The following is a 24272-nucleotide window of genomic DNA, read 5'->3' on the forward strand; positions in this document are numbered from 1 at the left end:
ACCACCAACAGCGCCGGGAGAGGGATCTTTGTGACTTGATTTATGGCAAAGCGTTTATGGCAGCGCGGCAACGACCGACAGCTCGACCAGGATTTGCGGTTCGCACAGCTTCGATTCGACCGTGGCACGGGCCGGCGCGACGCCTTTTGGCAGCCACTGGTCCCACACCGAATTCATGCCTGCGAAGTGCGCGTCGATGTCTTTCAGGTAAATGGTCACCGACAGCAGACGGTTCTTGTCCGTCCCGGCCAGATCCAGCAAACGCTCAATATTGGCGAGGGCTTCACGGGTCTGCTGTTCAATCCCGGCGTCCATGTCGTCGCCGACCTGTCCTGCCAGATACACAGTACCGTTATGGACAACGATCTGGCTCATGCGCTCATTGGTGAGCTGGCGCTGGATTGACATGTTTTGCAGGCTCCTTGAGTTTGTTGCCATAACGAGAAATATCGAGGCCTTCGGCGCTGATCTGCGGCGTTCTCTTGGCCATCAGGTCAGCCAGCAAACGACCGGAACCACAAGCCATGGTCCAGCCGAGCGTACCGTGGCCCGTATTCAAGAACAGGTTTTTGAACGGTGTGGCACCGACAATCGGCGTGCCGTCCGGAGTGGTCGGACGCAGTCCGGTCCAGAAACTCGCTTCGGGCAGATTGCCGCCCTGAGGATAAAGGTCGTTGACGATCATCTCCAGGGTTTCGCGCCGGCGCGGGTTCAACGACAGGTCAAAACCGGCGATTTCAGCCATGCCGCCGACGCGGATGCGGTTGTCGAAGCGGGTGATCGCGACCTTGTAGGTCTCGTCGAGAATGGTCGACGTCGGGGCCATCGCCGGGTTAGTGATCGGCACGGTCAGCGAGTAACCCTTGAGTGGGTACACCGGGGCCTTGATGCCCAGCGGCTTGAGCAACTGCGGCGAGTAACTGCCGAGGGCCAGCACGTAACGGTCGGCGGTTTCCAGCTTGCCGTCGATCCACACACCGTTGATGCGATCACCGGCGAAGTCGAGACGCTGAATGTCCTGGCCGAAACGGAACTCCACACCCAGTTTCACGGCCATTTCGGCCAGGCGGGTGGTGAATATCTGGCAGTCGCCGGTCTGGTCGTTCGGCAGGCGCAAGGCACCGGCGAGGATGTCGGTGACGCTGGCCAGGGCCGGTTCGACCCGGGCAATACCGGCGCGGTCGAGCAGTTCGAACGGCACACCCGACTCTTTCAGCACGGCGATGTCTTTGGCGGCACCATCGAGCTGCGCCTGGGTGCGGAACAGCTGGGTAGTCCCCAGGCTACGGCCTTCGTAGGCAATGCCGGTTTCGGCGCGCAATTCGTCGAGGCAGTCGCGGCTGTACTCGGACAGACGCACCATGCGCTCCTTGTTCACCGCGTAACGGCTGGCGGTGCAGTTGCGCAGCATCTGCGCCATCCACAGGTATTGGTCGATGTCGGCGGTGGCCTTGATCGCCAATGGCGCATGGCGCTGCAACAGCCACTTGATGGCTTTGAGCGGCACGCCCGGTGCGGCCCACGGCGAGGCATAACCCGGCGAAACCTGCCCGGCGTTGGCGAAACTGGTTTCCATGGCCGGCGCTGGCTGACGGTCCACAACCGTCACTTCAAAGCCGGCTCGTGCCAGATAATAGGCACTGGCGGTACCGATGACGCCGCTACCCAAGACCAGAACGCGCATTTTCATATCCCTCATCGCGGCTTACCGCTGACGTTTATTGTGCAGACCGAAGATGTGGGCAGTTTAAAAAAGATTAGCCAGTGCTTTTCACTATATAAGTGCTTATATTTGGCGACAATTCTCGGCAAAAACCCTTTTCACGGAGGCGCATCCCCTATGCGGACCAACACTCAGACCAAACGTGAGCTGGACAAGATCGACCGCAACATCCTGCGGATTCTGCAAGCGGACGGGCGTATCTCCTTCACCGAGCTGGGGGAAAAGGTCGGCCTCTCCACCACCCCCTGCACTGAACGGGTACGGCGCCTGGAGCGCGAAGGGATCATCATGGGCTACAACGCCCGGCTGAATCCGCAGCACCTGAAGGGTAGTCTGTTGGTGTTCGTCGAGATCAGTCTCGACTACAAATCCGGCGATACTTTCGAAGAGTTCCGACGTGCGGTGCTGAAACTGCCCCACGTCCTTGAATGCCATTTGGTGTCAGGGGACTTCGATTACCTGGTGAAAGCGCGGATTTCCGAGATGGCCTCGTACCGCAAATTGCTGGGCGACATCCTGCTCAAGTTGCCGCATGTGCGCGAATCCAAGAGCTATATCGTGATGGAAGAAGTGAAAGAGAGTTTGAGTCTGCCGATTCCGGATTGAAGATCAAAAGATCGCAGCCTTCGGCAGCTCCTACGGGTGTACGCGCTCCTCTGTAGGAGCTGCCGAAGGCTGCGATCTTTTATCTGGCAACACCTAAACCAGGACCTGCCGGTTTGAGGACATGTACTCGAACACCTGCTTCTCGACCCGCGGGTGAATCAGCTCCACCGGCCGCCGTCCGTTGGGGCATGGCAATGTCTTGGTGGTACCGAACAGACGGCAGATCAATGGGCGCTCGTCATACACCGTGCAGCCGTTGGGCCCCAGATGGACGCAATTGAGTTCGTCCATCGCCGCGTCCTGCTCGGCCCGGGTCTTGCGCGGCAGGCGGGACATTTCTTCGGGCGAGGTGGTCACCGGTCCGCAGCAGTCATGGCAGCCGGGCACGCACTCGAAAGTGGGAATCTGCTGGCGTAGCGTGCGAATTTTCTGACTGTTGCAGCTCATCGAAGCGGTGACCGAATGCGGAATAGATGGGGATTCTGACGCAAAAGCCCCGACCCAGACAGCACCAACCGACCAATGTTGCCCGTATCCGAAGGGGCGGCTTATGCTCCGTCAACTTTTTCAAACACACGCATCAGGATGACGTCCATGAACGCCCCCGTTCAGCAACCTGCCCCTAACCACCGGCACGTCGCCTCTTATTACGCCGCCAGCAGCCTGCCGCAACCCGACCTTCCAACACTCACAGGTGAGCTGGTCGCGGACGTGTGCGTGGTGGGCGGCGGGTTCTCGGGGCTGAACACCGCGCTGGAACTGGCTGAACGAGGCTTGCGCGTGGTGCTGCTGGAAGCGCACAAGATCGGTTGGGGCGCCAGCGGACGCAATGGTGGGCAATTGATTCGCGGCGTCGGCCATGGCCTCGATCAGTTCGCCAACGTGATCGGTGCAGACGGCGTGCGTCAGATGAAACTGATGGGACTGGAAGCGGTGGAAATCGTCCGCCAGCGAGTCGAGCGTTTCCAGATCCCTTGCGACCTGACCTGGGGCTACTGCGACCTCGCCAACAAGGTCCATGACCTGGAAGGCTTCGCTGAAGACGCCAGCGAGCTGCGCAGCCTCGGTTACCGTTACGAAACCCGTCTGCTGCAAGCCAACGAAATGCACAGCGTGGTGGGTTCCGATCGCTATGTCGGTGGTTTGATCGACATGGGCTCCGGGCATCTGCACCCACTGAACCTGGCACTGGGCGAAGCGGCCGCAGCCCGGCAATTGGGCGCCAAACTGTTTGAGCAATCGGCTGTAACCCGCATCGATTATGGCCGCGAGGTCAAGGTCCACACCGCCCGGGGCTCGGTCCGCGCCAAGACCCTGGTGCTGGGCTGCAACGCCTACCTCAACGATCTCAACCCGCAACTTGGCGGCAAGGTGCTGCCCGCCGGCAGTTACATCATCGCCACCGAACCCTTGAGTGAAGAGCAGGCTCACGCGCTGCTGCCGCAGAACATGGCGGTCTGCGATCAACGGGTAGCGCTGGATTATTACCGACTCTCGGCGGACCGCCGCCTGCTGTTCGGCGGCGCCTGCCATTATTCAGGACGCGATCCGAACGACATCGCCGCATACATGCGTCCGAAGATGCTGGCGGTGTTCCCGCAACTGGCCGGGGTGAAAATCGACTATCAGTGGGGCGGGATGATCGGCATCGGGGCTAATCGCCTGCCGCAGATCGGCCGGCTCAAGGAGCAACCGAATGTGTATTACGCCCAGGCCTATTCCGGTCATGGCGTAAACGCCACGCACCTGGCAGGCCAGTTGTTGGCTGAGGCCATCAGCGGCCAGCAGAGTGGGGGTTTCGATCTGTTTGCCAAGGTGCCGCACATTACCTTTCCAGGCGGCAAACATTTGCGCTCGCCGTTGTTGGCGTTGGGGATGCTTTGGCATCGCCTTAAAGAACTGGCCTGACCCCTTGCAGGAGCTGCCGAAGGCTGCTCCTGCAAGGGGTCGCGGTTCATCTCACAGACGCCAGAAAGGTTTAAGCCCCTCCTCCCGCGCCTGCTCCCGACTCAACCCGACATCCTTGAGTTGCTCCGGCGTCAGCTCCAACAACGCCTTACGCGTGTGCAGACGATGCCAGAACAGACCCCAGCGACCCAGGCAGGACGGTGCGTTGCGCATAATTGCCTCGCGCGCGCCGTTCTGTTGCCCTGCCGCCAGTTCCTGACTGTGTAACGTCAGCCGCACATCGCTCAAGCCGTTCATTTTCGTCGCTCCTGTTTACTTGGGTAGCCAGAGCTTTCATGATGCGCGGACGGCAAAAAGCATTACAGATTCAACAGAGCAGTATTAATTCCATACAGTTTTTCTGTTTCGGCCTCTGAATCGCTTATTTTTGCCCCATCTGTATTGGTTAACCGAATCACCCACATCGAGACTGCACCATGACCCTTTACGTCAACCTCGCCGAGTTGCTCGGCACACGTATCGAACAGGGCTTCTATCGCCCCGGTGACCGGCTACCCTCGGTGCGGGCGCTGAGTGTCGAGCACGGGGTCAGCCTGAGCACGGTGCAACAGGCCTATCGAGTGCTGGAAGACGTAGGCCTGGCGATGCCCAAACCCAAATCCGGCTATTTCGTACCGGTGAGCCGCGAACTGCCAGAGCTACCCGTGGTCGGCCGCCCAGCCCAACGACCGGTGGATATTTCACAGTGGGATCAGGTGCTGGAACTGATCCGCGCCGTGCCGCGCAAGGATGTCGTGCAGTTGGGCCGCGGTATGCCAGACATCACCTCGCCGACCATGAAACCGCTGCTACGCAACCTGGCACGTATCAGCCGCCAGCAGGACATGCGAGGCCTGTACTACGACAACATCTGCGGCACCCTCGAACTGCGCGAACAAATCGCCCGCCTGATGCTCGATTCCGGCTGCCAATTGAGCGCCAACGATCTGGTGATCACTACCGGTTGCCACGAAGCGCTGTCGACCAGCATCCGCGCCATCTGCGGACCGGGTGACATCGTCGCAGTGGATTCGCCAAGCTTTCACGGCGCCATGCAGACCCTCAAGGGCCTGGGCATGAAGGCGCTGGAAATCCCCACCGACCCGCTCACCGGCATCAGCCTCGATGCTTTGGAACTGGCCTTGGAGCAATGGCCGATCAAGGCCATACAGATAACCCCCAACTGCAACAACCCGCTGGGCTACATCATGCCGGAGTCGCGCAAACGTGCGCTGTTGAACCTCGCACAGCGTTTCGATGTGGCGATTATCGAGGACGATGTGTATGGCGAACTGGCCTACACCTACCCCCGCCCGCGCACGATCAAATCCTTCGACGAAGACGGCCGCGTCCTGCTCTGCAGTTCCTTTTCCAAGACCCTGGCACCGGGCCTGCGCATTGGCTGGGTCGCGCCGGGCCGGTATCTGGAACGGGTGCTGCACATGAAGTACATCAGCACCGGCTCCACCGCGACGCAACCACAGATTGCGATCGCCGAATTTCTCAAGGCTGGGCACTTCGAACCGCATTTACGGCGGATGCGCATGCAATACCAGCGCAATCGCGACGCAATGATCGATTGGGTCACCCGTTATTTCCCGGCCGGCACCCGCGCCAGCCGTCCGCAAGGCAGCTTCATGCTGTGGGTTGAGCTGCCGGAGGGCTTCGACACCCTGAAACTCAATCGTGCACTGCATGATCAAGGCGTACAGATTGCCGTGGGCAGTATCTTTTCCGCCTCGGGCAAATACCGTAATTGCCTGCGGATGAACTACGCTGCCAAGCCAACACCGCAGATCGAAGAAGCGGTGCGCAAGGTCGGCGTGGCGGCGATCAAACTGCTGGCGCAATCCGACTGACCTTTCTTCGGGATCCGGCGTCGATATGCTAACGACGGCCGCCACCGGAACATTCCACGTGAGAATCAGACAGCCCCTGCTTGCTCTGCTGTTACTCGCCTCGTTCCTGGGTGGCTGCACGACGCTCCACGTCCCTCGCGAACCGAGCCAGGCCCTGCCGGCGGCCGACTCTGCTTTCGGCCGTTCGATCCAGGCCCAGGCCGCTCCCCACCAGGGTCAGTCGGGCTTCCGCTTGCTGTCCGATAGCACCGAGGCCTTCACCGCTCGCGCCGAGCTGATTCGAAATGCCCAAAGCAGCCTCGACTTGCAGTACTACATCGTCCATGACGGCATCAGCACACGGATACTGATCAGTGAGCTGCTCAAAGCCGCCGACCGCGGCGTGCGGGTGCGGATTCTGCTCGACGACACCACCAGCGATGGCCTGGACCGGATCATCGCAACTCTTGCCGCGCATCCGCAGATTCAGATCCGCGTGTTCAACCCACTGCACCTGGGCCGCAGCACTGGCGTCACGCGAACCATGGGCCGGTTATTCAACGTGTCACTGCAACACCGGCGCATGCACAACAAACTGTGGGTGGCGGACAACAGCGCGGCAATCGTGGGCGGGCGCAACCTGGGGGATGAGTATTTCGATGCAGAGACCAAACTGAATTTCACCGACATCGACATGCTCAGTGTCGGCCCGGTTGCAGAGCAGTTGGGACACAGCTTCGATCAATACTGGAACAGCGCCCTGAGCAAGCCGATCGAGCAGTTTCTCTCAAGCAGGCCGAGCGCCAGGGACCTGAGAAATACCCGGACCCGCCTGGACGAATCCCTGGAAGAAACGCGCAAACAGAATCACGCGCTCTATCTGCAGTTGATGACCTACACCACTCACCCGCGCCTGGACGTCTGGCGGCGGGAGCTGATCTGGGCCTGGAACCAGGCGCTATGGGACGCACCGAGCAAGGTGTTGTCCGACGGAGAACCTGATCCGCACTTGCTGCTGACCACCCAGTTGGCGCCTGAACTCAACGGGGTCAGCAAAGAGCTGATCATGATCTCGGCCTACGTCGTACCCGGCCAACCAGGACTGGTGTACCTGACCGGTCGCGCCGATGCCGGGGTGTCGGTCAGTTTGCTGACCAACTCACTGGAAGCCACCGATGTTCCCGCCGTGCATGGTGGGTATGCGCCTTATCGCAAAGCCTTGCTGGAGCATGGCGTGCAGCTGTTCGAATTACGCCGCCAGCCCGGGGACAACGGCGGCAGCGGACCGAGCCTGTTTCACAGAGGATCATCCAACCAAAGCTCCGATTCCAGCCTGCACAGCAAGGCCATGATCTTCGACCGACAAAAAGCCTTCATCGGCTCATTCAATTTCGACCCGCGCTCGGTGCTCTGGAACACCGAAGTCGGTGTGCTGGTGGACAACCCGGAACTTGCCGGGCGTGTGCGCGAACTGGCGCTGGAGGGTATGGCCCCGGCCCTCAGCTATCACGCGCGACTGGAAAAGGGTCAGATAGTCTGGGTCACAGAAGACGACGGCAAGCAGCACACATTGACCAAGGAACCGGGGAGCTGGTGGCGGCATTTCAATTCGTGGTTCAGCAGTACGATTGGCCTGGAGAAAATGCTGTAGTCAGGAGTCTGGTGATAAATTGTGGCGAGGGAGCTTGCTCCCGCTCGGCTGCGCAGCAGTCGCAAATCGACGTCCACGCTCTACCTGAGTAAGCGACAGCACATGATTTAGGGCCGCTGCGCGCCCCAGCGGGAGCAAGCTCCCTCGTCACAGGTTTTGTGCAGCGCTCAGGCCGGCTCGGCAACCACTCCAAACGCCCCTTGCCGCGATACCAGAATCACCAACCCCAACGCGCCCGCCGCCATCAGCAACGGCAAGGCATGCCCGCTGATCCACTGGCTCCCGGCACCGGCCGCCAACGGCCCGATCAGGCAACCGATCCCCCACAGCTGCGCGATATGGGCATTGGCTCGCACCAGCGCATCGTCGCGGTAACGCTCACCGATCAGGATCAACGACAAGGTGAACAGACCACCGGCGCTGGCGCCGAACAACACCCACAGCGGCCAGATCAGCAACGTATCGATCAACAATGGAATCGCCAGGCTCGACAGCAGCAAGAGCATCGCGCAGCCGGTAAACAATGTACGCCGCGACAAGCGATCAGCCAGCGCGCCAATCGGCAACTGCAACAAGGCATCCCCCACCACCACCGTGCTGACCATCGCCAGGGCGATTTCCGTGGTGAAGCCCTGACGCAGGCAGTAGACCGGCAACAAGGTCAGGATCATCGCTTCGAACGCAGCAAACAGCGACACCGCCCAGGCAATTGCCGGCAGGCCACGGCAGAAGTTCAGCAAGTCGTTGAGGGTCACGCTGCAGGCTTCGCTGGTAGGTGCGCCGCTACGGCCCAGCAGCAGGAACGGTGACGTCATCAGCAAACCGACGCCCACCCAGAAACCGTAATCGTGCTCGGTGCCCAACGCACCCAACAGTAGCGGCCCGGCCAGCTGACTCAGCGCATAACTGCTGCCATACAGCGCTACCAATCGGCCGCGCCATTGCTCGACCACCAGTTGGTTGATCCAGCTTTCACCAAGGATGAAGACGAGTGTCAGGATCACCCCGATCATCAACCGCAGCACCAGCCAGATCGGGTAGCTCGGCCACAGCGCCAGCAAACCGATGGACACCGCCCCGGCCCACAGGCACAGGCGCATCAGATTGGCCGTGCCAAGACGGGCCGCGAGATGGCTGGAGATCTTCGCCCCCAGCAACACGCCAATGGCCGGCATCGCCGCCATCACGCCAATCGCGAACGAGCCGTAACCCCAGCCTTCCAGGCGCAGCGACACTAACGGCATGCTGACGCCCAAGGCCAGGCCGACACTCAAGACAGACGCCAAGACGGCGAAATAAGTCGCCCAACGCATGTTCCACGCTCCTGTGGATATTTTATGTACAGCACAAAACAGTGTGGGAGCGGGGCTTGGTGGCGAGGGGGCTTGTCGGAACGCCGCATCGCCCCGTTGGGTCGCGGAGCGGCCCCAAAACCTGCGTCTGCGGTGTATCAAGTACACCGCATGCAATGGTCTTGCGCCTGCTTCGCAGCCGAACGGGGGCAAGCCCCCTCACCACAAAAGCCCGCCCCCACATGGGATCTATGTCGTTCAGGAGCCCGATTGACTACCGGGCTCCCTCACTTGCTTACAACTTGATCCAGGTCGCCTTCAGCTCGGTGTACTTGTCGAACGCATGCAGCGACTTGTCGCGACCGTTGCCGGACTGCTTGAAGCCACCGAACGGCGCAGTCATGTCGCCGCCGTCGTACTGGTTGACCCACACACTGCCAGCGCGCAAAGCCTTGGCGGTGAGGTGAGCCTTCGAAATATCCGTGGTCCATACAGCAGCCGCGAGGCCGTACGGCGTGTCGTTGGCAATCGCAACGGCTTCTTCGGCGGTATCGAAAGTGATCACCGACAACACCGGGCCAAAGATCTCTTCCTGGGCAATTTTCATCGCGTTGCTGACACCGTCGAAAATCGTCGGCTCGACGTAGGTGCCCCCGGTTTCCTGAAGAATACGCTTGCCGCCAGCCACCAGTTTGGCGCCATCGGTGTGACCGGATTCGATGTAGGACAGCACGGTGTTCATCTGCTGGGTATCCACCAGCGCACCGACGTTGGTCGCCGGGTCCAGCGGATTTCCCGGCTTCCAGGCCTTGAGGGCTTCGATCACCAGTGGCAGGAATTTGTCTTTGATCGAACGCTCGACCAGCAGGCGCGAACCGGCGGTGCAGACTTCGCCCTGGTTGAAGGCAATAGCGCTGGCAGCCGATTCGGCGGCGGCTTGCAGGTCCGGCGCATCGGCGAACACGATGTTCGGGCTCTTGCCACCGGCTTCGAGCCAGACACGCTTCATGTTCGATTCGCCGGAGTAGATCAGCAGTTGCTTGGCGATCTTGGTCGAACCGGTAAACACCAGGGTGTCGACATCATTGTGCAAGGCCAGGGCCTTGCCGACGGTATGACCGTAACCCGGCAGCACGTTCAGCACACCTTTCGGGATGCCGGCTTCAACTGCCAGCGCTGCAATACGAATAGCCGTCAGCGGCGATTTTTCCGAAGGCTTGAGGATCACTGAGTTACCGGTGGACAGCGCCGGGCCGAGTTTCCAGCAGGCCATCATCAACGGGAAGTTCCACGGCACGATCGCACCGACCACACCGACCGGCTCGCGAGTCACCAGCCCCAGCTGATCGTGCGGGGTGGCGGCGACTTCGTCGTAGAGCTTGTCGATGGCCTCGCCACTCCAGCTCAGGGCTTGCGCCGCGCCAGGAACGTCGATGTACAGGGAATCGCTGATCGGCTTGCCCATGTCCAGGGTTTCGAGCAGGGCCAGCTCTTCGGCGTGCTGTTTCAGCAGGCCGGCAAAACGAATCATGGTGGCTTTGCGCTTGGTCGGCGCCAGGCGCGACCAGGCGCCGGAATTGAACGCGGCGCGAGCGTTTTCCACGGCGCGCTGGGCGTCGGCGGCATCACAGCTGGCAATCTTGCCCAGCAGACGGCCATCGACAGGGCTGATGCACTCGAACGTTTCACCGGAGACTGCATCGGTGTATTCGCCATTGATGTAGGCACGGCCTTCGATCTTCAGATCGCGAGCCCGTTGTTCCCAGTCGGCACGAGTCAGGGTGGTCATACGAGTGTCCTCCTCTTATTGAATACGAGCGCCCACGCTCTTCGCGGGTGCTGTCAGGAATTCTGCCCGGCCAGCCTGCTTTTCGGCTCAAGGCAACCGTTACCCTAAACCAGCGGCGGGTGAAGTTTCAATATATTTGACAAAAGGCCGTTAAACGACCTTGCGATGTTCATTTTAATAAACATAGACTTTCAATTTTCCAGCCAGTCGCGCCGCAATCACGGGGGAATACCAGCATGAGCATTCAGGATATCGTCGATTTCAGTCAGGCTACCACCCAGCCCGATCGCTATCGGCCAGACCCGGCGAAAGTCCTCAAGGGCGACCCCGAGCAAACCGTGTACAACCACTACAACAGCCCGTGCGGCCAGATGAGTGCAGGTGTCTGGGAAGGCGAAGTCGGTCAGTGGCGGGTTAACTACACCGAACACGAATACTGCGAAATCGTTCAGGGGGTGTCAGTGCTGCGCGATGACAACGGCGGCGCCAAGACCCTGCGCGTGGGCGATCGCTTCGTGATTCCGGCCGGTTTCAAAGGCACCTGGGAAGTGCTGGAGCCGTGCCGCAAGATTTATGTGGTGTTTGAACAGAAGGCCTGAGGGGTTTTGCTGTCTGGGCTTGCCGCGATGGAGCCCTGACAGACGATGCAAAACGGCAACAAAAAAGGCCCGTATCTCGCGATACGGGCCTTTTTCGTAAGGAGGAAAAATCAATTACTTGATTTTGCCTTCTTTGTAGATCACGTGCTTGCGAACAACCGGATCATATTTCTTGATCTCGATTTTGTCCGGAGTAGTGCGCTTGTTCTTGTCGGTAGTGTAGAAGTGACCAGTACCGGCGCTCGAAATCAAACGAATCAATTCACGCATGATTAGCTCCCTTAGATCTTGCCGGCTTTGCGGATTTCGGCCAGCACGACAGTGATGCCACGCTTGTCGATGATACGCATGCCTTTGGCAGATACGCGCAGACGCACGAAACGTTTCTCTTCTTCAACCCAGAAGCGATGATGCTGCAGGTTCGGCAGGAAACGACGACGGGTTTTGTTGTTTGCGTGGGAAATGTTATTCCCAGTCACCGGACCCTTACCGGTAACTTGACATACTCTCGACATGCCTCAGCCCTCTAAAACCACATGCCCAACCCGGCATGGGTTGGCCGCTTAATCTCTCAGTCATTTGGCGCCAGGCGCCGCGTTTCTTTAGAGGTCTTACCGGCTACACCTACAAGTGAAGGAACCGGGCCCCTAGAAAAGAGCGCTGCTTTATACCAGAAAGACCAGAGAGCAACAACAACCGGTGTGAATTGAGTTGATAAAAACCCGGTTTTTCGGGCGCCGAGTGCCTTGGACAAAGGCTGAGCCCGATAGCGACCGCTCGTCGCAGAGAATCGGCCAACGGGACAATTCAGGGCTTTTCTCAACCATCACTCACCGAAAACAATCGCCCATACTCCCCTGAAAATGAAAAAGGGGATAGTCATTTGCAAAAGAGCCCACTAGGGTAAGCCTTTTCCAGACTGCACTTGCAGATGGGCCTTCGATCTGTAAAGGAATCCGACCATGCGCCTCGCTGCCCTACCACTGTTGCTCGCCCCGCTTCTGCTGAGCCCCCTGGCCCATGCCGCCGCCCTGAGCGTCTGCACGGAGGCCAGCCCGGAAGGGTTCGACGTGGTGCAATACAACTCGCTGACCACCACCAACGCCTCGGCCGACGTGCTGATGAACCGCCTGGTGGACTTCGACACGGCCAGCGGCAAAGTGGTCGCCAGCCTCGCGGACAGCTGGGACGTCACGCCCGACGGCCTGACCTACGTCTTCAAATTGCATCCGCAGGTGAAATTTCACCGCACCGAGTATTTCAGCCCGACGCGCGACCTGACCGCCGAAGACGTGAAATTCAGTTTCGACCGCATGCTCGATCCGGCAAACCCGTGGCACAAAATCGCCCAGAGCGGCTTCCCGCACGCTCAGTCGATGCAGTTACCGACACTGATCAAGAAGATCGACGCCCTGGACCCACTCACCATTCGTTTCACCCTCGATCACCCGGACTCGACATTCCTGCCGACCCTGACCATGGGCTTCGCCTCGATCTATTCGGCCGAGTACGCCGACCAACTGATGAAGGCCGGCACTCCGGAGAAGCTCAATAGCCAGCCGATCGGCAGCGGCCCGTTCATCTTCACGCGCTTCCAGAAAGATGCCTCGATTCGCTACAAGGCCAACCGCGACTACTTCCAGGGCAAGCCATCGGTGGACCCGTTGATCTTCGCGATCACCCCGGACGCCAACGTGCGCTTGCAGAAATTGCGCCGCAACGAGTGCCAGATCGCCCTGTCGCCGAAACCGCTGGACGTACAGGCTGCGAAGCAGGAGCCGACCCTGAAGGTGGAAAAGACTGACGCCTTCATGACCGCATTCGTCGGCATCAACAGCCAGCATCCGCCGCTGGACAAGCCGGAAGTGCGCCAGGCAATCAACCTGGCGTTCGACAAGGCCAACTACCTCAAGGCCGTATTCGAAGACACCGCCGAGCCTGCCAACGGGCCCTACCCGCCCAATACCTGGAGCTATGCCAAAAACTTGCCGGGCTACCCGCATGATATCGAGAAAGCCCGGGCATTGATGGCCAAGGCCGGGCTCAAGAACGGTTTCCAGACCACTATCTGGACTCGCCCTTCCGGCAGCCTGCTGAACCCCAACCCGAGCCTCGGCGCGCAATTGCTTCAATCCGACCTGGCGGAAATCGGCATTCAGGCCGAGATCCGCGTGATCGAATGGGGCGAACTGATTCGCCGCGCCAAGGCCGGCGAGCATGACCTGCTGTTCATGGGCTGGGCCGGCGACAACGGTGACCCGGACAACTTCCTCACGCCTCAGTTTTCCTGCGCGGCGATCAAAGCCGGCACCAACTTCGCCCGTTACTGCAACCAGGATCTGGACAAGCTGATCAGCGCCGGCAAGACCACCGGCGAGCAAGGTGTACGCACCAAGCTCTACGAACAGGCCCAGGCGCAGATCCAGCAACAGGCATTGTGGCTGCCACTGGCCCACCCGACGGCCTTCGCCCTGACGCGCAAAGACGTCGAGGGTTATCGGGTCAGCCCGTTTGGTCGCCAGGATTACTCCAAGGTCAACTTCAAGTAATCAGCGTCGCCAAAAGAAACCTGTGGCGAGGGGGCTTGCCCCCGTCGGGCTGCGAAGCAGCCCCAAAATCTCGGATGCACCAAAGATCTTGTGAGTGCTACGCACTCAAACGGGGCGGCGTTTCGACAAGCTCCCTCGCCACAGGCCCGCGCCTGCATGGTTTTCGCGTAACTCCACCCTTCACATCCACCCGTACTCGGCCATGGACAACGGATCGCCATCACCGACAATGAAATGGTCGAGCACCCGCACATCGATCAGGTCCAGCGCTTCTTGCAGGCGCTTGGTCAGCACTCGGTCGGCTTGACTGGGGTTGGAGTTACCCGACGGATGGTTGTGGCAGAGGATCAACGCTGCGGCGTTGTGGGCCAAAGCGCGTTTAACCACTTGTCTTGGATAGACACTGGTACTGTCGATGGAGCCGCGAAACAGCACTTCAAAGGTCAGCACTTGATGTTTTGAATCCAAAAACAGACACCCGAATACCTCGTGAGGCTCGTGGCGCAGCATCGACTTCAGGTAGTCACGAACCGCCTGCGGATTTTCCAGCGCCGATTTTTGCCGTGCACGTTCGGCTAAATGCCGCCTGCCCATTTCCTGTGCCGCTTGCAACTGAGCGAATTTCGCCGGCCCGAGCCCCAATTGCCTGCTGAACGCAGCTTGATCGGCTTCGAGAAGTGAACGCAGGCTGCCAAACTGATTCAACAGATGTCGAGCCAGATCCACTGCACTTTTACCCGATACACCTGTACGTAAAAAAATCGCTAGCAACTCGGCGTCCGAAAGACTCGTCGAACCCAACTCAAGTAACCTCTCCCGCGGTCGCTCCGCCGCTGGCCAATCGCGAATGCTCATAACACCTCCATGTAAGTGGGCGCCGCTGTTCCGTAGCGGTCGCTGTGATATCGTAGCCCATCTTTTTTGCGGGCGATTTCACCCCTGGGGAGGGGGTATCGCCATGCAGTCATCAACGAAATGAAAGGCAGACCTATGCAGCGGCTGTATCGGAAACGCATCGTTCTGGGCGTCGGCGGCGGCATTGCTGCCTACAAGAGCGCCGAGCTGGTTCGCCGCCTGATCGACCAGGGCGCTGAAGTGCGCGTGGTCATGACCCGTGGCGGCAGCGAATTCATTACCCCGCTGACCATGCAGGCCCTGTCCGGGCACCCGGTCCACCTGGACCTGCTGGACCCGGCGGCCGAAGCCGCCATGGGCCACATCGAACTGGCCAAATGGGCCGATCTGGTATTGATCGCCCCCGCCACCGCGGACCTGATCGCTCGCCTGGCCCAAGGCATTGCCGACGACCTGCTGACCACGCTGGTGCTGGCCACCGACGCGGTAGTCGCCGTGGCGCCGGCGATGAATCAGGCCATGTGGCGCGACCCGGCGACCCAGGCCAACCTGCAAACCCTCGAAAGCCGCGACTTCAAAGTCTTCGGCCCGGCCTCCGGCAGCCAGGCCTGCGGCGACGTCGGCATGGGTCGCATGCTCGAAGCCACCGACCTCGCCCAGTGCGCGGCAGACTGCTTCCAGCGCCAGGCGCTGACCGGCAAACACGTGCTGATCACCGCCGGTCCGACCCAGGAAAACATCGACCCGGTGCGCTACATCACCAACCACAGCTCCGGCAAAATGGGCTTTGCCCTGGCCGAAGCCGCGGTAGAAGCCGGCGCCCGCGTGACCCTGATCACCGGCCCCGTGCACCTGCCGACCCCGGATCGCGTCACGCGCATCGACGTGGTCAGCGCTCGCGACATGCTCGCCGCTTGTGAAGCCGCGATTCCTTGCGACTTGTTCATCGCCTCGGCAGCGGTCGCGGACTACCGTCCGGAAGTCGTGGCCCCACAGAAACTCAAGAAAGACCCTACAAGCGGCGACGGCTTGTTGCTACAGATGGTGCGTAACCCAGACATCCTGGCCACCATCGCCACCCGTCCCGACCGTCCGTTCAGTGTCGGCTTTGCCGCCGAAACCGAACACCTGCTCGACTACGCTGCCCGCAAGTTGAAAGACAAGAACCTCGATCTGATCGTCGCCAACGACGTCGCCAACCCGAGCATTGGCTTCAACAGCGAAGAAAACGCCTGCAGCGTGATCGACCGTGAGCTGCACGCCACTATTTTTGCCCAGACCAGCAAAGGCAAGATTGCCCGCCAGCTGATCACTTTTATCGCCGAACGTCTGAACCAGGTTTAATTTACATGCACGCTTTGCAAGCCAAGATCCTCGACCCACGCATCGGCAGCGAATTTCCGCTTCCGCAGTACGCCACACCAGGCTCCGCCGGCCTCGACCTGCGCGCCATGCTGGAAAAAGACACCGTCATCAAGCCGGGCGAGACCCTGCTGATCCCTACCGGACTGTCGGTGTATATCGGCGATCCGGGCCTGGCGGCCTTGATTCTGCCGCGCTCCGGCCTGGGCCATAAGCACGGCATCGTGCTGGGCAACCTGGTCGGCCTGATCGACTCCGATTACCAGGGCCCACTGATGGTGTCGTGCTGGAACCGTGGCCAGACCGATTTCAACATGGTCGTTGGCGAACGCCTGGCCCAACTGGTGCTGGTACCGGTGGTTCAAGCGCACTTCGAAATGGTCGAAGAGTTCGTCGAAACCCAGCGCGGCACCGGCGGCTTCGGACATTCCGGCAGCCACTGATCATCGGCATTCAGGCTGGGAACAATGCCTGGCCTGACCCGCCCTCTGCATTTTAAGGATGAAAATTGCACAGACGTCATCTGGAAGGTTTACCACTGAAAATCAAGGCATTGGTTGACCCAATACTCGTCGACATTGGTGGCATGGCCTTTTCGCACCACGAACTCTCTGCGGAAAACGCCGTCATACCCTTCAGTTTGAGCCAGCCCACGAGCTTTTCGCCGGCAGGTCCAGCCACTTTAGAGATGGAGCATTCCTACAGATGAGCACCCCAGCCCAAGTCGCACCCAAGTTCCCCGACAGCATCTTCCGCGCCTACGACATTCGTGGCACCGTCCCGGAATTCTTGAACGCTGAAACCGCTTATTGGCTCGGTCGCGCCATCGGTTCCCAGAGCCTGGCCCAGGGCGAACCCAATGTGTCCGTCGGCCGCGACGGTCGCCTGTCCGGCCCGGAACTGGTGGAACAACTGATTCAGGGCCTGGCCGACAGCGGTTGCCACGTCAGCGACGTCGGCCTGGTGCCAACGCCTGCGCTGTACTACGCCGCCAACGTACTGGCCGGCAAATCAGGGGTGATGCTTACCGGCAGCCACAACCCGTCGAACTACAACGGCTTCAAGATCGTCATTGCTGGCGATACCCTGGCCAACGAACAGATCCAGGCCCTGCACGACCGCCTCAAGACCAACAACCTGAGCAGCGGCAAGGGCAGCATCACCAAGGTCGAGATACTCGATCGCTACAACACCGAAATCGTCCAGGACATCAAACTCGCCCGCCGCCTGAAAGTGGTGGTCGACTGCGGTAACGGCGCGGCCGGCGTGATTGCCCCGCAACTGATCGAAGCCCTGAACTGCGAAGTCATCCCGCTGTTCTGCGAAGTCGATGGCAACTTCCCGAACCATCACCCGGATCCGGGCAAGCTGGAAAACCTGGTAGACCTGATCGCCAAGGTCAAGGAAACCAACGCCGACCTGGGCCTGGCCTTCGACGGCGATGGCGACCGCGTGGGCGTGGTCACCAACACCGGCAGCGTCGTGTTCCCGGACCGCCTGCTGATGCTGTTCGCCAAAGATGTGGTAGCACGCAACCCCGACGCGGAAATCATCTTCGACGTCAAATGCACCCGCCGCCTGATCCCGCTGATCAAGGAATATGGCGGTCGTCCGCTGATGTGGAAAACAGGTCACTCGCTGATCAAAAAGAAAATGAAACAATCCGGCGCCCTGTTGGCCGGCGAAATGAGCGGGCACATCTTCTTCAAGGAGCGCTGGTTCGGTTTCGACGACGGTATCTACAGCGCCGCGCGGTTGCTGGAGATCCTCAGCAAGGAAAAATCCACCGCGGAAGAGTTGTTCGCGACCTTCCCGAACGATATTTCTACGCCGGAAATCAATATCCATGTGACCGAAGAGAGCAAATTCAGCATCATTGATGCACTGCACGACGCACAGTGGGGTGAAGGCGCCGACCTGACCACCATTGACGGCGTGCGAGTCGACTATGCCAAAGGCTGGGGCCTGGTTCGCGCCTCCAACACCACACCGGTGCTGGTGCTGCGCTTCGAGGCCGATGACGAGGCTGAATTGCAGCGCATCAAGGATGTATTCCACGTCCAGCTGAAGCGCGTTGCACCTGATCTCCAACTACCGTTTTGATCTATTGAAGCACCCGGAGCCCTGAATGACCCTCGAACGCGAAGCCGCCGCCAACACCGCCAAGGTCCTGTCCGAAGCGCTGCCTTACATTCGCCGCTATGTCGGCAAGACACTGGTGATCAAGTACGGCGGCAACGCGATGGAAAGCGAGGAGCTGAAAACCGGCTTCGCCCGCGACATCGTGCTGATGAAAGCCGTCGGCATCAACCCGGTGGTGGTTCACGGCGGCGGCCCGCAAATCGGCGACCTGCTCAAGCGACTGTCGATCGAGAGCCACTTTGTCGATGGCATGCGCGTCACCGACGCCGCGACCATGGACGTGGTGGAAATGGTCCTCGGCGGCCAGGTCAACAAGGACATCGTCAACCTGATCAACCGTCACGGCGGCAGCGCCATCGGCCTGACTGGTAAAGACGCCGAGCTGATTCGTGCGAAGAAGCTCACCGTCACCCGCCAGACCCCTGAGATGACCCAGCCGGAAATCATCGACATCGGCCACGTCGGCGAAGTGGTCGGGATCAACACCGACCTGCTGAACCTGCTGGTCAAAGGCGATTTCATTCCGGTGATCGCGCCGATCGGCGTCGGTGCCAATGGCGAGTCGTACAACATCAACGCCGACCTGGTGGCCGGTAAAGTGGCCGAGGCCCTGAAAGCTGAGAAGCTGATGCTGCTGACCAACATTGCCGGCCTGATGGACAAGAGCGGCAAGGTCCTGACCGGCCTGAGCACCCAGCAAGTCGACGATCTGATCGCCGATGGCACCATCTACGGCGGCATGCTGCCGAAGATCCGTTGCGCGCTGGAAGCGGTACAGGGTGGCGTGGGCAGCTCGCTGATCATTGATGGTCGGGTGCCAAATGCAATTCTGCTGGAAATCTTCACCGACACCGGTGTGGGCACGCTGATCAGCAATCGCAAGCGTCCCTGATTCAAAACCTTAAAAAGATCGCAGCCTTTCGGCAGCACCTACGGATTTCGGATGTACGAAAAACCTGTAGGAGCTGACGAAGTCTGCGATCTTTTTTATGCGCGCCGGAAATGCCTGACCTGATTGGGCGAAACGTCCGACTTCACCAAGGAAGCAATCTGCATAAGATCTTCACTGAATCCACAGGAGGTCTACCCATGCAAAAAGACTACGTCCCTTACGGCAGCGATGTTTCACCTGGCACCTATGCCTGTGTCGATTGTGGTCACGAATACTCGAATCAGGGCAAAACATCGATGCCGCCCTGCCCGCAACTCCGCAAAACCGCGCACACCCGTCATGGCTGGAGAATTCTGACTGGCCAGGGCGATGCTGTGGCTGATCCGTACCCGGAGAAAACCAATAAACCCAGCGGGATCAAAAAGGCCGAGACATTCAGCAGCACCAGCAAAAAATAAAGCTGGGGGACTGGGCCATACATAAACAAAAGACCCCGCTCAACTTGCTGAGCGGGGTCTTTTGCTGTCTGCAATCCCTGTGGGAGCGTGGTTACACGCCGAACTGGGCGCGGTAGGCTTCAACCGCAGGCAAATGTTGCTTGAGCTGCGGATCGTCAGCCAGGAACTCCAGCACTTGGTTCAGCGAAACGATGCTGATCACCGGAATGCCGAAGTCACGCTCCACTTCCTGAATGGCCGACAACTCACCATTGCCACGCTCCTGACGGTTCAGGGCGATCAGCACACCGGCAGCTTTGGCGCCGTCCTGGGAAGCGATGATCTGCATCACTTCACGGATGGCGGTGCCCGCGGTGATCACGTCGTCGATGATCAGCACGTCGCCAGTCAATGGCGCGCCGACCAGGCTGCCACCTTCGCCGTGGGCCTTGGCTTCCTTGCGATTGAAGCACCATGGCAGGTCACGGTCGTGATGTTCGGCCAGTGCCACGGCGGTGGCTGCCGCCAACGGGATGCCTTTGTAGGCCGGGCCGAACAGTACGTCGAAGGAAATACCGCTCTCGACGATGGCTGCCGCATAGAAACGGCCCAGCTGTGCCAGGGCCTTCCCTGAGTTGAACAGGCCGGCATTGAAGAAGTATGGACTGGTGCGCCCGGACTTCAGGGTGAACTCACCGAAGCGCAAAACGCCGCGATCGATGGCAAAACGAATGAAATCGCGTTGATACGCTTGCATGAAAAAAACCCCAAATACCACGGATTTAGCTAATTAGGTAGACGCCGTGTATCATACCCGCACGCGATTTTTGGGGCCACTTATGCGGATCATCAGTGTGAACGTCAATGGTATTCAGGCTGCAGTCGAGCGTGGTTTGCTCAGTTGGCTGCAAGCACAGAATGCCGACGTCATCTGCCTGCAGGACACCCGCGCCTCCGCCTTTGAACTGGACGATCCAGCCTTCCAACTGGATGGCTACTTCCTTTATGCCTGCGAAGCCGAAGTTCCCGCCCAAGGTGGCGTGGCTTTGTATTCGCGGTTGCAACCGAAGGCTGTCATCAGCGGTCTCGGCTTCGAGACGGCCGACCGCTACGGGCGCTACCTGCAAGCCGATTTCGACAAGGTCAGCATCGCGACCTTGCTGCTCCCTTCGGGGCAGAATGGCGATGAAGACTTGAACCAGAAGTTCAAGCTAATGGACGACTTCGCCCGTTATCTGGATAAACAGCGACGCAAACGTCGCGAGTACATTTATTGTGGCTCGCTGTACGTGGCGCAACAGAAGCTGGATATCAAGAACTGGCGCGACAGCCAGCAATCCCCGGGCTTCCTGGCGCCTGAGCGTGCCTGGATGGACGAGATTGTCGGCAACATGGGTTATGTCGACGCCCTGCGGGAAGTCAGCCGCGAAGGCGACCAGTACAGCTGGTGGCCGGACAACGAACAGGCCGAGATGCTCAACCTGGGCTGGCGTTTCGACTACCAGTTGCTGACCCCTGGCCTGCGCCGCTTCGTACGCAGCGCACGCCTGCCACGTCAGCCACGGTTCTCGCAGCACGCACCGCTGATCGTGGACTACGACTGGACGCTGACGATCTAAGCGTCTTTTCGCAGATGCAAAAAAGCCGACATTGCTGTCGGCTTTTTTGTGCACGCTGATTTTTTCTGGCTGTTATTTGATCAACCGCCAGGTGAAGGGATAGCGGTAAGGCACCCCGTCATTGGCCTTGAGCCCGGCAATGATGCACAGCACCATCGCCCCGATCAGAACCAGCGGCAGCAGCGCAAAACCGATCAACACCAGCATCAGCACGTAACAGATGCCCGAGACCAGGGCCACGGTGATCTGAAAGTTCAGCGCTTCTTTGCCTTGGGCATCGATGAACGGGTCCGCTTCACGCTTCCACTGCCAGAGTATCAGCGGCCCGATCAGGTGACCGAACGGAAACCAGACACCGAGAAACGCCGAGAGGTGACAAAACATCGCCCACTGGCGAGCCTCGGAGCTCGGTGTGGGTAGCAACTGCTGTTCATCACTCATGGCGCTCTCCTTTGCCGGACATCAAAACAATCAGTCAGCCAGTGCAGCCTTCTGCAGTTCGAAAATCTCGATCATGCCTTTCTTCGCCAGTGCCAGCATCGCGTTCAGCTCTTCCGGCTGGAACGGTGCGCCTTCGGCGGTGCCCTGGACTTCGATGAAACCACCAGTGCTGGTCATCACCACGTTGAGGTCAGTCTCGGCAGCCGAGTCTTCCAGGTAGTCGAGGTCAAGCACAGGTTCGCCCTGATACATGCCCACCGAAACGGCAGCGATCATTTGCTTGAGCGGGTCGCCACCTTTGAGGCCGCCGCGCTTCTTGATCACTTTCAAGGCGTCGACCAGTGCAACCATGGCGCCGGTGATGGACGCGGTGCGGGTGCCGCCATCAGCCTGGATCACATCGCAGTCGACGTACAAGGTGACGTCGCCCAGCTTGGACATGTCCAGCGCAGCGCGCAGGGAACGACCGATCAGACGCTGGATTTCCAGAGTGCGGCCGCCTTGCTTGCCGCGGCTCGCCTCACGCTGGTTACGCTCGCCAGTGGCGCGCGGCAGCATGCCGTATTCAGCGGTCAACCAGCCCTGGCCCTGACCCTTGAGGAAACGCGGCACGCCGTTCTCGACGCTGACGGTGCAGATGACCTTGGTATCACCGAACTCGACCAGTACAGATCCCTCGGCGTGTTTGGTGTAGTTGCGGGTAATGCGGATCGAGCGGAGCTGATCGGCAGCGCGACCACTTGGACGTTTCATAGGGATTACCTGTACGGGGGACGGAAAACTGCCGAGCATTATAGAGCCGTGGGCCGCGAGTGGGCACTTCTAAAAAAATCACCCGACGATTGAAGGCTCTGAATAGAGCGTAGCCGACGGCCTGCAGCCCATTGTCACAGCGTGTGATTGGGCGCATCCGCCCCACTGCGCTACAATCCTGCGCCTTTGCTGCCTGTCGGCTTTAATTCACAGATAGCGGGTCCGCGAACCATGGGTTACGCGCCGACCTGCATTGCGAGGTACCTCCATGGTGCACAGCATGACCGCCTTCGCCCGCGTCGAGAAAGCCGGCGTCCAGGGCACCCTGAGCTGGGAGCTGCGCTCGGTCAACAGCCGCTACCTGGAACCCCATCTGCGCCTGCCGGAATCTTTCCGCGACCTCGAGGGCGCCGTCCGCGAAGCCCTGCGCCAGGGAATTTCCCGGGGCAAGCTCGAATGCACCCTGCGTTTCACCGAAGAAAGCACTGGCAAACCGCTGCAAGTGGACCGCGAGCGCGCCGCGCAACTGGTCGCTGCCGCCGAGACCGTCGCCAGCCTGATCAAGAACCCCGCCGCGCTGAACCCGCTGGAAGTCCTGGCCTGGCCCGGCGTGCTGGTGGCCGACGCCGCCGACCCGCAAGCGCTGAATGCCGAAGCCCTGACGCTGTTCAACCAAGGACTGAAAGAACTCAAGGCCGGCCGCGAGCGCGAAGGCGCGGAGCTGGCGCGGTTGATCAACGAGCGCCTGACGTCCATTGAAGAAGATGTGGTGATCCTGCGTGAGCTGGTCCCGCAGATGCTCGCCACCCAGCGTCAGAAAGTCCTCGACCGCTTCACCGACATGAAGGCCGACCTCGACCCGCAGCGCCTGGAGCAGGAAATGGTCATGCTCGCGCAAAAGAGCGACGTCGCCGAAGAACTGGATCGCCTGAGCACTCATATCATCGAAGTTCGCCGGGTGCTCAAATCCGGCGGCGCTGCCGGTCGACGCCTGGATTTCCTGATGCAGGAGCTCAACCGCGAAGCCAACACACTGGGCTCCAAAGCCTTCGACCCGCGCAGCACCCAAGCGGCGGTCAACCTAAAGGTGTTGATCGAGCAGATGCGCGAACAAGTACAGAATATTGAGTAAGGCAAACCTGACATGACCCACAGTACCGGCACCCTGTACATCATTTCCGCACCTTCGGGGGCGGGCAAGAGCAGCCTGGTCAAAGCCCTGACCGACGCTGATCAGGAGATCCGCGTCTCGGTCTCCCACACCACCCGCGCCATGCGCCCTGGTGAAGTGAACGGCGTGAACTATCACTTCGTCGAACGTAGCGAGTTCGTGAAGATGATCGAGCACGGAGATTTCCTCGAGCGCGCCGAAGTGTTCGGCAATCTCTATGGCACTTCGCAAAGCCACCTGCAGCAGACCCTGGATGAAGGTCACGACCTGATTCTGGAAATTGACTGGCAGGGCGCAGAGCAAGTGCGCAAGTTGATGCCCCAGGCCCGTTCGATCTTCATTCTGCCGCCGTCCCTGGAGGCCCTGCACCAGCGCCTGACCAATCGCGGCCAGGACAGTGACGAGATCATCGAAGGCCGGATGCGCGAAGCCGTCAGCGAGATGAGCCATTACGTCGACTACGATTACTTGATCATCAACGACAATTTCGCCCACGCACTGGACGATCTGAAGGCGATTTTCCGCGCCAATCAGCTGCATCAGAAGCGTCAGCAGCAGCGTCATGGCAAATTATTGGCTGAATTGCTCGGCTAATCAGCTCTTCCC

25 protein-coding genes and 1 pseudogene are annotated in these 24272 nt (G+C 59.9%); 14 read left to right on the forward strand and 12 right to left on the reverse strand.

Going from position 1 to position 24272, the window contains the following annotated elements; translation table 11 throughout:
* Positions 1-54: 54 nt before the first annotated feature.
* Together ACEN9A_RS29005 and dadA are read right to left on the reverse strand one after the other, a co-directional pair.
* Complete coding sequence (locus ACEN9A_RS29005) at positions 55-408, reverse strand: RidA family protein (protein ID WP_258671613.1); 354 nt, start codon at positions 406-408, stop codon at positions 55-57.
* Positions 380-1684 carry a D-amino acid dehydrogenase gene (gene dadA, locus ACEN9A_RS29010; protein ID WP_026331818.1) on the reverse strand — a complete coding sequence of 435 codons (1305 nt, stop codon included), beginning with the start codon at positions 1682-1684 and terminating at the stop codon, positions 380-382. The genes ACEN9A_RS29005 and dadA overlap by 29 nt, the downstream gene beginning before the upstream one ends.
* A gap of 156 nt (positions 1685-1840) precedes the next feature.
* Between dadA and ACEN9A_RS29015 the strand changes: the two genes are divergently transcribed.
* Entirely contained in the window at positions 1841-2329 is a 489-nt protein-coding gene (locus tag ACEN9A_RS29015; RefSeq protein ID WP_003177284.1) for an Lrp/AsnC ligand binding domain-containing protein, read from the forward strand.
* A gap of 93 nt (positions 2330-2422) precedes the next feature.
* On the opposite strand, the gene ACEN9A_RS29020 is transcribed toward ACEN9A_RS29015, so the two are convergent.
* Positions 2423-2776, reverse strand: coding sequence for a YkgJ family cysteine cluster protein (locus ACEN9A_RS29020; protein ID WP_258671614.1), 354 nt, complete (start codon positions 2774-2776; stop codon positions 2423-2425).
* Positions 2777-2923: 147 nt separating this feature from the next.
* Here ACEN9A_RS29020 and ACEN9A_RS29025 point away from each other — a divergent pair, with 147 nt between their 5' ends.
* A complete protein-coding gene (locus ACEN9A_RS29025) occupies positions 2924-4237 on the forward strand; it encodes an NAD(P)/FAD-dependent oxidoreductase (protein WP_258671617.1) in 1314 nt (437 codons plus the stop codon).
* Positions 4238-4288: 51 nt separating this feature from the next.
* On the opposite strand, the gene ACEN9A_RS29030 is transcribed toward ACEN9A_RS29025, so the two are convergent.
* On the reverse strand, positions 4289-4534 hold the full coding sequence (locus ACEN9A_RS29030) for a DUF1127 domain-containing protein (protein WP_007934625.1): 246 nt from the start codon (positions 4532-4534) through the stop codon (positions 4289-4291).
* 179 nt (positions 4535-4713) lie between these two features.
* On the opposite strand from ACEN9A_RS29030, the gene ACEN9A_RS29035 reads away from it, so the two are divergent.
* Together ACEN9A_RS29035 and ACEN9A_RS29040 are read left to right on the forward strand one after the other, a co-directional pair.
* Complete coding sequence (locus ACEN9A_RS29035) at positions 4714-6135, forward strand: aminotransferase-like domain-containing protein (protein ID WP_019650103.1); 1422 nt, start codon at positions 4714-4716, stop codon at positions 6133-6135.
* A gap of 58 nt (positions 6136-6193) precedes the next feature.
* Positions 6194-7765 carry a phospholipase D family protein gene (locus tag ACEN9A_RS29040; RefSeq protein WP_258671619.1) on the forward strand — a complete coding sequence of 524 codons (1572 nt, stop codon included), beginning with the start codon at positions 6194-6196 and terminating at the stop codon, positions 7763-7765.
* Between the two features lie 167 nt (positions 7766-7932).
* On the opposite strand, the gene ACEN9A_RS29045 is transcribed toward ACEN9A_RS29040, so the two are convergent.
* On the reverse strand, positions 7933-9078 hold the full coding sequence (locus tag ACEN9A_RS29045; RefSeq protein WP_019650101.1) for an MFS transporter: 1146 nt from the start codon (positions 9076-9078) through the stop codon (positions 7933-7935).
* A 274-nt stretch (positions 9079-9352) separates the two neighbouring features.
* Entirely contained in the window at positions 9353-10846 is a 1494-nt protein-coding gene (locus tag ACEN9A_RS29050) for an aldehyde dehydrogenase (RefSeq protein ID WP_258671621.1), read from the reverse strand.
* A gap of 236 nt (positions 10847-11082) precedes the next feature.
* Here ACEN9A_RS29050 and ACEN9A_RS29055 point away from each other — a divergent pair, with 236 nt between their 5' ends.
* Positions 11083-11445 carry a cupin domain-containing protein gene (locus tag ACEN9A_RS29055; RefSeq protein WP_018927493.1) on the forward strand — a complete coding sequence of 121 codons (363 nt, stop codon included), beginning with the start codon at positions 11083-11085 and terminating at the stop codon, positions 11443-11445.
* 114 nt (positions 11446-11559) lie between these two features.
* Here the strand turns inward: ACEN9A_RS29055 and rpmG are convergent, their stop codons facing one another.
* Entirely contained in the window at positions 11560-11715 is a 156-nt protein-coding gene (gene rpmG, locus ACEN9A_RS29060) for a 50S ribosomal protein L33 (protein WP_003177274.1), read from the reverse strand.
* An 11-nt stretch (positions 11716-11726) separates the two neighbouring features.
* Positions 11727-11960, reverse strand: coding sequence for a 50S ribosomal protein L28 (rpmB, locus tag ACEN9A_RS29065; protein ID WP_007894701.1), 234 nt, complete (start codon positions 11958-11960; stop codon positions 11727-11729).
* Positions 11961-12407: 447 nt separating this feature from the next.
* Between rpmB and ACEN9A_RS29070 the strand changes: the two genes are divergently transcribed.
* Entirely contained in the window at positions 12408-13994 is a 1587-nt protein-coding gene (locus ACEN9A_RS29070) for an ABC transporter substrate-binding protein (protein ID WP_258671624.1), read from the forward strand.
* 180 nt (positions 13995-14174) lie between these two features.
* Here the strand turns inward: ACEN9A_RS29070 and radC are convergent, their stop codons facing one another.
* A complete protein-coding gene (gene radC / locus ACEN9A_RS29075) occupies positions 14175-14849 on the reverse strand; it encodes a RadC family protein (RefSeq protein ID WP_026345932.1) in 675 nt (224 codons plus the stop codon).
* A gap of 135 nt (positions 14850-14984) precedes the next feature.
* On the opposite strand from radC, the gene coaBC reads away from it, so the two are divergent.
* From coaBC to ACEN9A_RS29100, 5 genes and pseudogenes are all read left to right on the forward strand, one after another.
* Positions 14985-16193: a bifunctional phosphopantothenoylcysteine decarboxylase/phosphopantothenate--cysteine ligase CoaBC gene (gene coaBC / locus ACEN9A_RS29080; RefSeq protein WP_019650096.1), complete on the forward strand. Its 1209-nt coding sequence runs from the start codon at positions 14985-14987 to the stop codon at positions 16191-16193.
* A 5-nt stretch (positions 16194-16198) separates the two neighbouring features.
* On the forward strand, positions 16199-16654 hold the full coding sequence (gene dut, locus ACEN9A_RS29085; protein WP_018927488.1) for a dUTP diphosphatase: 456 nt from the start codon (positions 16199-16201) through the stop codon (positions 16652-16654).
* 283 nt (positions 16655-16937) lie between these two features.
* Positions 16938-18314: pseudogene (locus ACEN9A_RS29090) on the forward strand (phosphomannomutase/phosphoglucomutase); the annotation flags it as partial.
* Positions 18315-18339: 25 nt separating this feature from the next.
* Complete coding sequence (gene argB, locus ACEN9A_RS29095; RefSeq protein ID WP_018927486.1) at positions 18340-19245, forward strand: acetylglutamate kinase; 906 nt, start codon at positions 18340-18342, stop codon at positions 19243-19245.
* A 197-nt stretch (positions 19246-19442) separates the two neighbouring features.
* Positions 19443-19703, forward strand: a complete 261-nt coding sequence (locus ACEN9A_RS29100) for a zinc ribbon-containing protein (RefSeq protein ID WP_019650094.1) — start codon at positions 19443-19445, stop codon at positions 19701-19703.
* A 91-nt stretch (positions 19704-19794) separates the two neighbouring features.
* Here the strand turns inward: ACEN9A_RS29100 and pyrE are convergent, their stop codons facing one another.
* Positions 19795-20439 (reverse strand): orotate phosphoribosyltransferase, encoded by a 645-nt coding sequence (gene pyrE / locus ACEN9A_RS29105; protein WP_018927484.1) that lies wholly within the window; start codon positions 20437-20439, stop codon positions 19795-19797.
* Positions 20440-20521: 82 nt separating this feature from the next.
* Here pyrE and crc point away from each other — a divergent pair, with 82 nt between their 5' ends.
* Positions 20522-21301, forward strand: coding sequence for a catabolite repression control protein Crc (gene crc / locus ACEN9A_RS29110; RefSeq protein WP_007934608.1), 780 nt, complete (start codon positions 20522-20524; stop codon positions 21299-21301).
* Between the two features lie 72 nt (positions 21302-21373).
* On the opposite strand, the gene ACEN9A_RS29115 is transcribed toward crc, so the two are convergent.
* Both ACEN9A_RS29115 and rph read right to left on the reverse strand, forming a co-directional pair.
* Positions 21374-21742 carry a DUF4870 domain-containing protein gene (locus tag ACEN9A_RS29115; protein ID WP_018927483.1) on the reverse strand — a complete coding sequence of 123 codons (369 nt, stop codon included), beginning with the start codon at positions 21740-21742 and terminating at the stop codon, positions 21374-21376.
* Positions 21743-21772: 30 nt separating this feature from the next.
* Positions 21773-22495 carry a ribonuclease PH gene (gene rph, locus ACEN9A_RS29120; RefSeq protein ID WP_007934600.1) on the reverse strand — a complete coding sequence of 241 codons (723 nt, stop codon included), beginning with the start codon at positions 22493-22495 and terminating at the stop codon, positions 21773-21775.
* A 268-nt stretch (positions 22496-22763) separates the two neighbouring features.
* Here rph and ACEN9A_RS29125 point away from each other — a divergent pair, with 268 nt between their 5' ends.
* Positions 22764-23627: a YicC/YloC family endoribonuclease gene (locus ACEN9A_RS29125; protein WP_019580465.1), complete on the forward strand. Its 864-nt coding sequence runs from the start codon at positions 22764-22766 to the stop codon at positions 23625-23627.
* Positions 23628-23639: 12 nt separating this feature from the next.
* Entirely contained in the window at positions 23640-24260 is a 621-nt protein-coding gene (gene gmk, locus ACEN9A_RS29130; protein ID WP_018927481.1) for a guanylate kinase, read from the forward strand.
* Positions 24261-24272: the final 12 nt, after the last annotated feature.

It is taken from the genome of Pseudomonas sp. Pseusp18, from assembly GCF_059506005.1.

Bases quoted from the DNA above. Each gene is read 5' to 3' on its own strand.
- ACEN9A_RS29005 (WP_258671613.1), bottom strand. From the start codon at position 408: ATGTCAATCCAGCGCCAGCTCACCAATGAGCGCATGAGCCAGATCGTT.
- dadA (WP_026331818.1), bottom strand. From the start codon at position 1,684: ATGCGCGTTCTGGTCTTGGGTAGCGGCGTCATCGGTACCGCCAGTGCC.
- ACEN9A_RS29015 (WP_003177284.1), top strand. From the start codon at position 1,841: ATGCGGACCAACACTCAGACCAAACGTGAGCTGGACAAGATCGACCGC.
- ACEN9A_RS29020 (WP_258671614.1), bottom strand. From the start codon at position 2,776: ATGAGCTGCAACAGTCAGAAAATTCGCACGCTACGCCAGCAGATTCCC.
- ACEN9A_RS29025 (WP_258671617.1), top strand. From the start codon at position 2,924: ATGAACGCCCCCGTTCAGCAACCTGCCCCTAACCACCGGCACGTCGCC.
- ACEN9A_RS29030 (WP_007934625.1), bottom strand. From the start codon at position 4,534: ATGAACGGCTTGAGCGATGTGCGGCTGACGTTACACAGTCAGGAACTG.
- ACEN9A_RS29035 (WP_019650103.1), top strand. From the start codon at position 4,714: ATGACCCTTTACGTCAACCTCGCCGAGTTGCTCGGCACACGTATCGAA.
- ACEN9A_RS29045 (WP_019650101.1), bottom strand. From the start codon at position 9,078: ATGCGTTGGGCGACTTATTTCGCCGTCTTGGCGTCTGTCTTGAGTGTC.
- ACEN9A_RS29050 (WP_258671621.1), bottom strand. From the start codon at position 10,846: ATGACCACCCTGACTCGTGCCGACTGGGAACAACGGGCTCGCGATCTG.
- ACEN9A_RS29055 (WP_018927493.1), top strand. From the start codon at position 11,083: ATGAGCATTCAGGATATCGTCGATTTCAGTCAGGCTACCACCCAGCCC.
- rpmG (WP_003177274.1), bottom strand. From the start codon at position 11,715: ATGCGTGAATTGATTCGTTTGATTTCGAGCGCCGGTACTGGTCACTTC.
- rpmB (WP_007894701.1), bottom strand. From the start codon at position 11,960: ATGTCGAGAGTATGTCAAGTTACCGGTAAGGGTCCGGTGACTGGGAAT.
- ACEN9A_RS29070 (WP_258671624.1), top strand. From the start codon at position 12,408: ATGCGCCTCGCTGCCCTACCACTGTTGCTCGCCCCGCTTCTGCTGAGC.
- radC (WP_026345932.1), bottom strand. From the start codon at position 14,849: ATGAGCATTCGCGATTGGCCAGCGGCGGAGCGACCGCGGGAGAGGTTA.
- coaBC (WP_019650096.1), top strand. From the start codon at position 14,985: ATGCAGCGGCTGTATCGGAAACGCATCGTTCTGGGCGTCGGCGGCGGC.
- dut (WP_018927488.1), top strand. From the start codon at position 16,199: ATGCACGCTTTGCAAGCCAAGATCCTCGACCCACGCATCGGCAGCGAA.
- argB (WP_018927486.1), top strand. From the start codon at position 18,340: ATGACCCTCGAACGCGAAGCCGCCGCCAACACCGCCAAGGTCCTGTCC.
- ACEN9A_RS29100 (WP_019650094.1), top strand. From the start codon at position 19,443: ATGCAAAAAGACTACGTCCCTTACGGCAGCGATGTTTCACCTGGCACC.
- pyrE (WP_018927484.1), bottom strand. From the start codon at position 20,439: ATGCAAGCGTATCAACGCGATTTCATTCGTTTTGCCATCGATCGCGGC.
- crc (WP_007934608.1), top strand. From the start codon at position 20,522: ATGCGGATCATCAGTGTGAACGTCAATGGTATTCAGGCTGCAGTCGAG.
- ACEN9A_RS29115 (WP_018927483.1), bottom strand. From the start codon at position 21,742: ATGAGTGATGAACAGCAGTTGCTACCCACACCGAGCTCCGAGGCTCGC.
- rph (WP_007934600.1), bottom strand. From the start codon at position 22,495: ATGAAACGTCCAAGTGGTCGCGCTGCCGATCAGCTCCGCTCGATCCGC.
- ACEN9A_RS29125 (WP_019580465.1), top strand. From the start codon at position 22,764: ATGGTGCACAGCATGACCGCCTTCGCCCGCGTCGAGAAAGCCGGCGTC.
- gmk (WP_018927481.1), top strand. From the start codon at position 23,640: ATGACCCACAGTACCGGCACCCTGTACATCATTTCCGCACCTTCGGGG.